Source organism: Vibrio methylphosphonaticus, from assembly GCF_023634655.1.
Taxonomy (GTDB): Bacteria; Pseudomonadota; Gammaproteobacteria; order Enterobacterales; family Vibrionaceae; genus Vibrio; species Vibrio methylphosphonaticus.
Genome location: NZ_JAMKMS010000002.1, coordinates 212,682 through 223,494, shown reverse-complemented (window position 1 = coordinate 223,494; position 10,813 = coordinate 212,682). Strand labels below are relative to the sequence as shown.

General features: G+C 44.6%; 9 protein-coding genes. 1 reads left to right on the top strand and 8 read right to left on the bottom strand.

Annotated elements, in window-relative coordinates:
- Positions 1-616: 616 nt before the first annotated feature.
- From M9196_RS03325 to M9196_RS03295, 7 genes are read right to left on the bottom strand one after another with little or no spacing between them, the layout of a single operon-like run.
- The gene (locus tag M9196_RS03325) at positions 617-1,963 is read right to left on the bottom strand and encodes a BatD family protein (protein WP_250616104.1); all 1,347 of its coding nucleotides are present in this window, start codon (positions 1,961-1,963) and stop codon (positions 617-619) included.
- The gene (locus M9196_RS03320) at positions 1,950-2,669 is read right to left on the bottom strand and encodes a hypothetical protein (protein ID WP_250616103.1); all 720 of its coding nucleotides are present in this window, start codon (positions 2,667-2,669) and stop codon (positions 1,950-1,952) included. Before M9196_RS03320 ends, M9196_RS03325 begins: the two co-directional genes overlap by 14 nt.
- Positions 2,663-3,643: a VWA domain-containing protein gene (locus M9196_RS03315; RefSeq protein WP_250616102.1), complete on the bottom strand. Its 981-nt coding sequence runs from the start codon at positions 3,641-3,643 to the stop codon at positions 2,663-2,665. The genes M9196_RS03320 and M9196_RS03315 overlap by 7 nt, the downstream gene beginning before the upstream one ends.
- Positions 3,636-4,673, bottom strand: a complete 1,038-nt coding sequence (locus M9196_RS03310; RefSeq protein ID WP_250616101.1) for a vWA domain-containing protein — start codon at positions 4,671-4,673, stop codon at positions 3,636-3,638. The genes M9196_RS03315 and M9196_RS03310 overlap by 8 nt, the downstream gene beginning before the upstream one ends.
- Positions 4,666-5,205: a DUF4381 domain-containing protein gene (locus M9196_RS03305; RefSeq protein ID WP_250616100.1), complete on the bottom strand. Its 540-nt coding sequence runs from the start codon at positions 5,203-5,205 to the stop codon at positions 4,666-4,668. The genes M9196_RS03310 and M9196_RS03305 overlap by 8 nt, the downstream gene beginning before the upstream one ends.
- Positions 5,206-5,224: 19 nt before the next feature.
- On the bottom strand, positions 5,225-6,157 hold the full coding sequence (locus M9196_RS03300; protein WP_250616099.1) for a DUF58 domain-containing protein: 933 nt from the start codon (positions 6,155-6,157) through the stop codon (positions 5,225-5,227).
- A gap of 14 nt (positions 6,158-6,171) precedes the next feature.
- Entirely contained in the window at positions 6,172-7,140 is a 969-nt protein-coding gene (locus M9196_RS03295) for an AAA family ATPase (RefSeq protein WP_250616098.1), read from the bottom strand.
- A 399-nt stretch (positions 7,141-7,539) separates the two neighbouring features.
- Here M9196_RS03295 and M9196_RS03290 point away from each other — a divergent pair, with 399 nt between their 5' ends.
- The gene (locus M9196_RS03290; RefSeq protein ID WP_250616097.1) at positions 7,540-8,595 is read left to right on the top strand and encodes a DUF1254 domain-containing protein; all 1,056 of its coding nucleotides are present in this window, start codon (positions 7,540-7,542) and stop codon (positions 8,593-8,595) included.
- A gap of 196 nt (positions 8,596-8,791) precedes the next feature.
- On the opposite strand, the gene M9196_RS03285 is transcribed toward M9196_RS03290, so the two are convergent.
- Positions 8,792-10,495 (bottom strand): protein adenylyltransferase SelO, encoded by a 1,704-nt coding sequence (locus M9196_RS03285; protein ID WP_250616096.1) that lies wholly within the window; start codon positions 10,493-10,495, stop codon positions 8,792-8,794.
- Positions 10,496-10,813 lie beyond the last annotated feature (318 nt).

Genomic DNA, 10,813 nt, shown 5'->3' with positions numbered 1-10,813 from the left:
CGCCAAGCCAGCAGCGAACTAATTTAGTGTAAGAGACAAAAATCTATTAATACAGTTTGAATGCTCAATCCATCGACATACTTAAATGATGCAGCTCTATTGATAAAGTTATAAAGTAAAGAGGTGCTGTATTGATAAAGTCAAAAAATTAGGTGCCGTATTGGTGAGGTGTACGTAGATTGGAATTATTTGAATACGAGATGATTGGATAGGGTCTTGAATAATAGTTTGTGTATAAATAGTAATTAAGTGTTTGAATAATTACTATTTATACGTTGAATAGTTAACGAGAAATCCGTTCGATTAATCTACTAAACTAGCGTTGCCGTAAAGACAACGCCGGAAGACAAAGATAAAGACAAAGATAAAGACAAAGATAAAGATAAAGGTTGCCTCACGATGTATCGTGATCGTGGCGATGTTGTGTCTTTTGAGCAAATGAACGATTGACTCGTTTGTGCATGTAGTGGTTTTACCACCTGAATTGATAGCATTTCATAGGAGGTTTGATATGAAATGTCGTTCTCGGCAGGTTCTGCTGTCCACGTCAGCATATATAGGAAACTTCATCAAAGCGTCGCCATCTTTATTCTAATTGACTCTGACTCGTTAACTATTAATTTAAGTTCCAATTAAACTTAAAAGGCGATGCTTGTTTTTTTTCTAAGTGATTGATTGCCTTTAATAGTGTCTTAGTTTCCATCTCGGAAATGGCGTCAGTCGTACTTTTTGAATACTCAAGCGTTAGTAATTTATTCCAAATCATGATGGATTCAGGATCCAAAGATGATGGAAAATGACCGTTAGAAGTAGGTGTTTGTCCGGCGAGTTCATAGATATCTTGCACCGCTTTGTTGTACTGCTTTCTTTCAATATGTCGACAAAACTGAATGCTTAACTTCTTGGTATTCAGTTGCTGGCGTGCGGCAAAATAGCGTTGTAACTCGCTAAAATGGTTGGTTACTAGCCGCGCAGTCGAGGCAATGAAAAGCGCAGCGATGACGAGATAATACCAATATTGGTTTATCCAGTTCGAAACGGTTTGAAACCCTGAGTTAGTACTCAACGAGTCTAATAACTTTGCGTCACCGACTTGAAGCGTTTGCTGCTCTACCGTCAACGATTCCAGCTGATTGGTTCTTGTGTTCCACCACGTCATGGTCTGTTTTGGTAAGACGACTTTCCCTTGCTCTTGAAGAATTAACGTTACCTGTTGTTTGAGTGTCGCGGTATTGCTTTTATTCAGACGATTGAACACGTTTTCTTTGACTGCTGGCTTGCGATACAACTCAACGCCAGATATGTCTGGGATATTGATCTCCGGCAGCAACATCATGTGTGAGTTTGCCACGCTCAATGTATACGTGGCAGTGACAGCGTGGCCAACTTCGAATTCGTCGGTTAATGGACGATCGGTTGATATTGAAAGCTCAGCATTTGGGCTAACAATCAACGCGTCTGTATCAATGTTGCTCACGGGCATTTTGGATGTAAAGTGAATGGGTTGCGATTGAATCGCCCCCTCAACAACGTTTTTGCTAGCAAGCTCTACGCTAACGGGAATGTTCAATTCAGGGACGGTAAACTCGCCAGCTTGCATTGGGTACAAGTAGTAACGTGCTTTTTGTGTAAACCACTTGGTGCCTTCAATTGTGCGTGCTGAACGCGCGACTTTCTGCTCATCTTTTTTTACGACTGTGTTGGGTATATCTAAGTAAGGTAATGCCAACTCTTCTTTAAAGGGGCGGGTACTCAATACCTCAACGTCGAGTGCGACTTGTTGTTTCACTGCGACACCCTGAGCTTTAATTTCAATGTTTAGCTTCAATTCACCGTCACTGATAAGCTGGCTTATGTCATTAGCACTTGCAGGCATTGAAATTAAAAGCACCATCGCGGATAAGACAGCAAACCAACATTTCAGAAGGTCGAATGATCGGACTGTCGATTTAGTTTTGTTCATTGCTGTATTCCTGCTGAAATTTTTGTCTTAGAAACTTAGATGGATTCTGCCTGACCTGTTTTAGCCAAACTTGGTCAGAGATCACGAGCGCCTTCTGACTCCCTTCTTTTGGTTCGTCGTCGACCAATTTCCTATCATCAATGACTTTTTCTGAATCTTGTTTTGTCGGTGGTGTGTTCTTGATTTTCTCTATCGCGGCTTCCACAACGGCGAGGTTGTTGGTCGCTTGTTCTGAATACTTTTCGTTGTTCAACAGTTCGGTGTAAAGCGCAGTGGCTTTATCAAATTGAGCGGTATGAGCGTAGCTGTTCGCGACGATTAACTTAGCAAAATCAGTCAGCGCTGTCGGTTCGTTACTTTGTTCACTCTTTTGTGGGCTTAATTGGTCAATCGCGCCAAGGAAATCACCTGACAGATAACGACTGTAGGCTTTCCATGTTGGATCATCGAACAGAGCAGCACTTTGCGCGTAGTTGCCTTGCTTGAACTCGACATAAGCGTGTTGATCATTGGATAGCCAGAAATCAAAAAGTGCGTGCTTATCGGCGATTCCCCAAATCAGATTTCCTGCAATAAGCACAAGCAACAAGTGCATTGGCTTAAGTTTGGATAACCAAGGTAAACGACTGGCTTTGTTTGTAGTCGAAGTTGTTGGCTTCGTCAGATTATCTATTTTTTCATTAATTACGTTTTCATTATTTACCATTGAAGTGTCCACCCTTTTCTAAACCACATCAATTGGATAGGCAGCAACAAGAACAGTAACCAATAGCCGGCATCTAACCAAGGTAGGGCGTTATCGCTGACCGCAAACAGGTTGTTTTGAATGCCCTGATAAACCGCTTCTACATCGCTAGCATCGTGGGTGAATGAAACCATGTTTCCATGACCTGCTTGCGCGAGTTGTGACAGTGAAGCGAGTTGAGTTTCTGTTAAACCTGCCGTGCCATTTCCGCCACTTTGTGGGTTTTCACCCATCGCCCAAACGATCACTTGGTGTTGCTGTTGTTCAAACGCTTTAGTGAATTCTTCTATCGCTTGGTCATTGGTCTTGTCCGTCAGTATCAAAACCGTTGATGGTGCTTTTGCTTGTGAGATTAGCTTGAGCGTTGGCTTTAACACCGAAGCCGGTTTGCTCTCGTTATCTGGCAACAAGCTTCCATCCAATACATCGAGGAAGTAGCGCGTTAACGCTTTGTCTTTGGTGACAGGCATAGCGACATGCGCACTGCCGCCGTATATGACTAAACCAGTTTTTGCGTCGCCGCGCAGTTCGACAAGTTGATTGATCTTCTGTTTAGCGCGCTCTAATCGTGACGGTTGGATATCGGTTTTATTCATTGAATCAGAGACATCCAAGGCGATCACCAGCTCAGAATTGTCTTCAAAAAATGGTGAAGGTTGTTGCTGCCACGTTGGACCCGCCATAATGAGCGTGGCGAAAACTGCAAACACCAAAAACAATCGATTAGGAGAAACTATACGCGCTCGATCTTGGTTGAGAGACAGATGTTCCACCATGTTTTTAGACATCACAGGTTGCCACTGCGTGACCAAATCGTCTTGTTGAACAAGTGCGCGATAAAACAACACGAACGGGACCAATGCAAACAACCATAATGGGCGGATGAAATGAAACTGGCTGATATCGCCACCAAACCATGTATTGAAATCAGTCATTGGTGAGCTCCTCTCTACGGCGAATCACGCGCTTTATTTCTTTTTGATGACGCCTTTGACGACGCAGATTGGCACCAAACACCATTAAGGCCGCGAGTAGGTTGCTCACAAGACACACGCCAAATGCATAGTGGTGCAAGCTGTGTTTAGGACGGTGAGATAAAAGCTCGAACTCTTGCTGTTCTAGTTCGTCTATCGTTGCGTAAGCTTGTTCGAGTTGTTTTCGGTCCATGGCGTGAAACATCTGCCCGCCAGTTGCTGCTGATACTTTCTCTAGTGTTGGAAGATCCATCTTGTAGCGACCTTTGGTGCTCGGGTCACCAATTGCAATGGTGTAAATCTTCACGCCATATTTGGCGGCGATTTCCGCGGCTTTGACAGGGGGCATTTTCGAGCTTGTGTCATCACCGTCGGTGAGCAGAATCATCACTCGTTGTCGGCTCTGTTCTTGTTCGAATACGGCAATTGATAAGCCAATCGCATCGCCAAAAGCGGTTTGAAATCCAGCGTAGCCAAGCTCAACGTCTTCGAGTAGCGATTGCCACACGTTAATATCTTCTGTAAATGGCGCTTGAACATAAGCAGAGTCGGCAAACAAGATTAACCCCAAGCGATCATGTTCTCGCTGGGCTGCGAATTCACGCAATACCTGTTTTGCTATCGTTAAACGGTCGTGTTTATTGCCTTCTGTATCGGCAAAATCCTCTTCAGACATCGAACCTGACAGATCAAGTGCGACCATAATTTCGCGAGCGGATTTTTTTTGTTCAATGGGTTCGCCTACCCACATCGGCTTAGCAATCGCGACGACTAAAGCGAGATAGCTAATAATGACCAACAGCCATTGCACTTTACGTCGGCTCATCTTGACCGCGGTTTCAGAGGGATCTTGTGAAGACACGGCAATAAGGCGATCAAAAAAGGGCACTTGAATCGCGCTTTTTGACTCTTTGTAAACAGGCAACAACCAATACAAAGCAAAGGGTAAGCAGAGCAGTGCAAACGCTATAGGGTATTCAAATTCAATCATGTGACACCTCGTGATGCTTTATCCAAAGTGCAACGTTCTCCATGATGGCGTGTCGTTTTTCTTCCGTTAATGTCGCTGCTGAAGAGTAGGCGAGTTGAGCAAGTACGCCTGAGAGTTCCGATGTAGAGAACTCGGTTGAAAATTGGCGATTGGCGCAATGGTCGTCTAACCACTTTTCCCAATCTGTGCCGGTTAAAGGAGCGACCTCTGCACGAGGGAAGGCATACAATGCGGTTCTTCGTATCAGTTGTGGTAGCTTTTGAAATGATGAAATGTCACCAGACTGAGCCTCCAAAGAGAGTTGCTCTAACTCCACTAAGGCAGCGCGTCGGTATGTGTTTGCTAAGTACTTTTGAATAACTAAATAGACACGATATAAAGCGAAGCAAAACAGCAACAAGAGTAGCCAGTACCAGCCTGCTGCATTTGGTAGCCACGAAATACTTTCTGGCAAAGAAGGCTCAGACAAAGAAGCCATCAATGGATTCACGTTCTCTGGCTGTAAAGGCTCAAGCCCAGTGTTAGTCGTCATAGTCTGCATTCTCAGTTAGTTAACTCGCGCCGAGTGCTTTTCTAAGCTGAACATCGGTTGGATCGACGGTGTTGAAAGGCAAGACAGGGATTCGATATTTCTTCGCTACTGCCGTGAAATTATCAATGGCTTGAACCACGTCTTTGGCGAATGCATCGCGTAACTGTGCTTCTTGGCCTGATACGGATAATTGCAATTGCCCGTCGCTGAGTACCATCTTATTGAGCGTGGCTAAATCATGCTCCAGTGGGTCGGTGACATGACACAACACCACATCGTTGTGCTGACACAGCGCTTTTATCTGCTCTTCACTGCGCTCGTTATAGCCGTAGCCATCGGTAATCAAGATCACTAACCCATCATGCTTAACTAACCTCTGCGCCTGATGAAACAATTTAGCGAACGAATTGGATTGGGTGTCTTGAGCCTTTCCCGCCTTGAGCTGCTGATTTTTGCTCGCAACTTCATTGAGTATTTTGAGTACGTGATTTGCGCTGCGTTGTGGTGAAATAGGCAGAGCAGTGCTGTCGTTATAAACAATGGCGCCCACCCGATCGGTACTGTCGATGACTTTCCAAGCAATCAAAGCTGCGATTTCTGCCGCAACCACAGATTTCATTCGGCCGGTACTGCCAAAGAACATGCTGGTGCGCTGGTCGACCATCACATAAACGTTACGCTCGCGCTCTTCAGAGAATATCTTGACGTGTGGCTTGCCCGTTCTATTGGTCACTTTCCAATCCATGGTGCGAATGTCGTCGCCAATTTGGTAGTGACGCATCTCTTCAAAGTTCAATCCACGTCCACGTAGCTTCGACACATGGCGACCGGTTAACGCACTGTTGATTGGCTGATTAGGTAGAAAGTCAAAGCCATGCGCCTTGTATTTCAACAATCGTAATGCCTTCAGATTGGTATAGATATCAGGATCAAGTGTTGGTTTCGTCTCCATGGTGACCTCTCGCGTTACGCAACTGCAACCTGAGACAAAATCTCATCGATGACTCGGTCTGAACTGACGCCTTCAGCCAGCGCATCGTAGGACAGAATCAAGCGGTGACGCAGAACGCCATGAACCACTTTACGAACATCATCAGGGTCGACAAAATCTTTACCGTTTAGCCATGCCATTGCTCGTGAACACTTGTCTAACGCGATGGTTGCACGCGGGCTCGAACCAACACCAATCCACTGTGACAGCGGTGACTCTGGGTACAACTCGGGTTGTCTTGTTGCCACCACAATCGCAACAATGTATTTAAGAACCGCGTCGCTACAATGTATGTCGCGTAGTTGATCACGAGCATCAAAAATGCATTGAGGATCAATAGGTGCAGGTTTGTCTGTGCTTGGTTTTTCCTCACTGCGAACCATCTTAATGATCTGCTCTTCGGCATCCGCGTCTGGATAATCAAGATTTATTTTCATGATAAATCTGTCCATTTGCGCTTCTGGCAGTGGGTAAGTCCCTTCTTGTTCTACCGGGTTTTGTGTCGCTAACACCATGAATAGGTCAGGCAATTTGTAAGTCTTGCCAGCTACGGTGATTTGTCGCTCTTCCATCGCTTCTAACAATGCAGCTTGTACCTTTGCTGGGGAGCGGTTGATCTCATCGGCCAGCAATAGATTGTTGAAAACTGGGCCCGGTTGGAAGGTGAGCGTTGGTTTGCCATCTACGTCTTGATATACCTCTGTGCCTGTTACGTCCGAAGGCAACAAATCTGGAGTGAATTGAACACGACCAAGGTCAACTTGTAGGGCAGAAGCCAATGATTTGATAGAACGAGTTTTTGCGGTTCCTGGTAATCCTTCAAGCAATACATTGCCGTTTGTAAGGAGCGCAACCAGTAATGTGTCGACCATATGTTGCTGGCCGATTACTGCGGATTCCATCTGCTGCTTTAGTTGGTTTATAGCGTCTAAAGTTGGGTTCATTTGCTTACCTATTGATTAATTAATCAAGTGAGATTTAGGTCACCAGATGGCGAAAATATAAATATTGTCAGTTAAAGCAATTGTTTAAATCACCTTTGCTAAGGGTAGTCGAAAATAATTTCGTCACACGCGATCAACCTATCCTTATTTACCACTACTTTGGAAATACCAAATATCATGGTCTATAAATAGGCTACTGTATTGTTAGTATTTCAATCAAGAATAATGCTTGATAAGTAACATTACTTCGCTGCATATCTATTATACGGCGATGTCATTTGTGAATTTGTGCTGTCTTGATAACATTGTTCACAAGTTGAGCGGTTAACGACTAACTGCTCGAAAGCACAAATGGACTATGTATCGATTTAGCGTGTTCGATTTTATTAGAGGTCAACAATGAAAAAATTAGCATTAGTAGTTTTAGGTTTAAGCGCAGTTTCACTTTCTTCTTTCGCAGCTGAAGAAGTGTCCACTCTGACAGAGTTCTTCAATGCCGATGGTGAAGTCACCACCGTCGACAATTACGCGGTGTACGAAACGTCACGCCAATATTTAAAAAACCAAGAGCTTGCTGGTGTTAATAAATTCCTACATAAACGCGAGCTCACACCAACAGACAAACAACCTGTCGTTCGAATGAACCGAGACACATACTACTCGATGGCTGTGATTAACGTTTCACAGGGCGCGACTATCACGTTACCTGAGATTCCTGAAGGCAAATACATGTCGATGGAAGTCATTACAGAAGACCACCGCATTCAGCCAATGCAATACGGTTCTGGTACGTTTGATCTTTCTACTCACAGTGGCGACCACGTTTATGTCATCGTTCGTACCGATGCGACGTTCACCAAAGATGAAGTGCATAAAATCCAAGATAAGATGAGCATTGATGCAAAAGCAGACGCTGAATTCACAGCGATGCAAGTGGATGAAACATCGTTTGATGAGGTAGAGAAAAACCTTAAAATGGAAATGCCAAAACTATTGAAACGTGATGGTGCTCAAGCGACGTTTGGCATGTTTACCAGCCCGGAAGATGCGTCAAAAGAGATGTTTACCAAAGAGAAGTACGCGGTGGGTGCGGCTATCGGTTGGGGTGGTGCGCAGTTAGAAGACAATATTTACGAAGTATCTGGAAACTTCCCCGCGGACACTTGTCATCAAGCAACGTTTGAAGACCCTAAGAACCAAGCGTTTTGGTCGGTAACGGTCTACAACAAGCAAGGTTTCATGTTTGGTGAAGTGGCAAACGTAAGCTCGAACACGGCTGATAAAAATGCAGACGGCACTTACACTGTTAGCTTTGGTTGTGGTGATGATGCAGTAAACAACATCAAAACAGTGAACGACTCTGGCGTGTTTAACTTGGCTTTCCGCCATTACATTCCAAGCCAAAAAGTACGTGATGGATTCCGAGTGCTTCCTTATGTGAAAGCAATGAAGTAGTAGGAATGTTGCATTTCATTATCCTGTAAGTAGGTTTAGCACTAAGTGCTAAACCTACTCAAGTGTTGATGATTCACACGATGGTCTAGAAAAACAGCACCATAACCTTAAATAAAACAGCACTATAATTTTAAATAAAACAATTAATTAAATACCATTAGCGTGTTGATTCTTGACCGCTAGTCTTTCGTCCTAACTAAGACGAACAACTGTAATGCGTCACACCACCCACATCGAAAAGACTCAATGGCCTTAATTGATAATACTTGTGTTCAACGTCTTGCGATTGCTCACCATAAGGGTCTGCCAATACGGCTTGAAGCTCATGAATCAAACCAAATTCTTGTTGCTCCGCTTGTTTGTAAGCGGGTACGACTAACCACTCACGCCATGTATATTTGGGGTTAACTTGCTTCATGCGCTTCGATAAGTCATCAAGACATGCCGAGGAATCAATTTGGCGTCGCCAATGACTTAACCAATCTCGCCACTGAGCCAGAAGATCTTCTTCTGGTGAGGTATAGAAGCTCTGCGCTAGCGTCGAAATATCATTTGGGATATGCGACAGCTGACGGAAAAAGATAGTGAAATCCACATGAGTCTCCATCATTAACTTAAACAGATCTTGTAGTAGGTCGCTGTCGAGGTTATCAAGACCGAGTTTCGATGCCCACATACTGCTTAACTTTTCGTGCATGATGGTTGAAAAGTCGTCCTGTATTTGCCCGAGTTTCTCAATGCTGTCGGAATCAGAGTGAATTAGCGGCATCAACGCGGAACAAAAACTTTCGAAGTTTTTCTCTGCAGCGAGTGGTTGGTTGAAAAAGGAAAAATGACGCCCGCCTCCTGTCCAAGGCTGAAAATAAGGTTCAAAACGCTCACAAAATCCAAAAGGACCGAAGTCGAGCGTGAATCCACCCACTGCGCAGTTGTCACTGTTAAAGTTACCTTGGCAGAAGCCAACACGCATCCACTGAGTGATTAACGAGGTGAGCCTCTCTCGAAAGGCCACTGCGAGAGCGAGTACCTTGTGAGAAGTCGTCGCGTTTATGTCTATTTGCTCTGAATACTCCCGCGCTATTGCATGGTTAACGATCATCTCGAGTTCACGAATTGCATCAGGGGACGTTTGACTACGGGCTCGACGGGCAAATAACTCAAGCTGGCCAACTCGTAAAAATGACGATGCGACACGAGTGGTTATTGCCACTGGGTTTGAGACCATAATGTCGGGATTGTCCGAGTGTGATCCATCTGTATACCAAGGTCGATCGACGCTTTCTGATTGCGATACAAATAGGCTAAGGGAACGCGTTGATGGTACACCTAGCGCATGCATGAATTCCTGCGCAAGAAATTCTCTTACACTAGAGCGTAACACTGCTCGTCCGTCGGCGCCGCGGCAATATGGTGTTGTGCCGCCGCCTTTTAGCTGCATTTCCCAACGTTGGTTATTGAGAATGCCTTCAAAGACAGAAATAGCTCGCCCATCGCCATAACCGTTGCCCGTTTTAAATGGGCATTGTTCGATGTACTCGGTCCCATAAATAGAGAGCGCATACCCTGTCGCCCAACCGAACGTTTCCATTGGACTGGGGACATGACTTAATTCGCCAGAGAACAAGTGACGGAATGCATCCGTCTGCGCTAATTTATCGTCTAAGCCCAGTTCCCGAAAAAGCGAGCGACTATGGCTGACATAAATAGGGTTGGCGATTGGCGTGGGCTTAACAGGAACATAGTGGCCAGAAAACACCGGTCTTAGCGTGTAGTCTTCGCCTGTGCTCGTGGCATCAGGGTCGCGATTAAGCGTGTTCAACAAGGAGTAGTCAGCGGCTTTTGCTAATGCCTCTATAGTGGTGATGCCCATATTTATCTTGTTGCGTTCTGCGTCACTCATCCTTTTTAGCCTCTTAATGTTCAGGTTTCTAACCAGTGAGCCAATAATAATCGGCCTAAACAACGGGTCATGATAGTCGATTAGAATGCTGATTAACGTCGTTAGTCTTTTGATTGTAGAATACTGACGTATCGAAAAATCCAGCCTCGATTATTGAGCATTTCGCTGTGCGAATTCCGTTCACTTGGTGAGTGTTATTGGTACCACATATTACGGGGAAGTTCTCTGTAAGTATGACTTTTATCTATAAAACTAGCTAACGGTCAGTGGATTAGCGTAACATGTCATACAATATGCTTTTGCTTTTCTGCCATTTAC

Excerpts from the sequence above, each read along its gene's own strand:
- M9196_RS03325 (WP_250616104.1), bottom strand. The coding sequence starts at position 1,963 with ATGAACAAAACTAAATCGACAGTCCGATCATTCGACCTTCTGAAATGT.
- M9196_RS03300 (WP_250616099.1), bottom strand. The coding sequence starts at position 6,157 with ATGGAGACGAAACCAACACTTGATCCTGATATCTATACCAATCTGAAG.
- M9196_RS03305 (WP_250616100.1), bottom strand. The coding sequence starts at position 5,205 with ATGACGACTAACACTGGGCTTGAGCCTTTACAGCCAGAGAACGTGAAT.
- M9196_RS03295 (WP_250616098.1), bottom strand. The coding sequence starts at position 7,140 with ATGAACCCAACTTTAGACGCTATAAACCAACTAAAGCAGCAGATGGAA.
- M9196_RS03285 (WP_250616096.1), bottom strand. The coding sequence starts at position 10,495 with ATGAGTGACGCAGAACGCAACAAGATAAATATGGGCATCACCACTATA.
- M9196_RS03290 (WP_250616097.1), top strand. The coding sequence starts at position 7,540 with ATGAAAAAATTAGCATTAGTAGTTTTAGGTTTAAGCGCAGTTTCACTT.
- M9196_RS03320 (WP_250616103.1), bottom strand. The coding sequence starts at position 2,669 with ATGGTAAATAATGAAAACGTAATTAATGAAAAAATAGATAATCTGACG.
- M9196_RS03310 (WP_250616101.1), bottom strand. The coding sequence starts at position 4,673 with ATGATTGAATTTGAATACCCTATAGCGTTTGCACTGCTCTGCTTACCC.
- M9196_RS03315 (WP_250616102.1), bottom strand. The coding sequence starts at position 3,643 with ATGACTGATTTCAATACATGGTTTGGTGGCGATATCAGCCAGTTTCAT.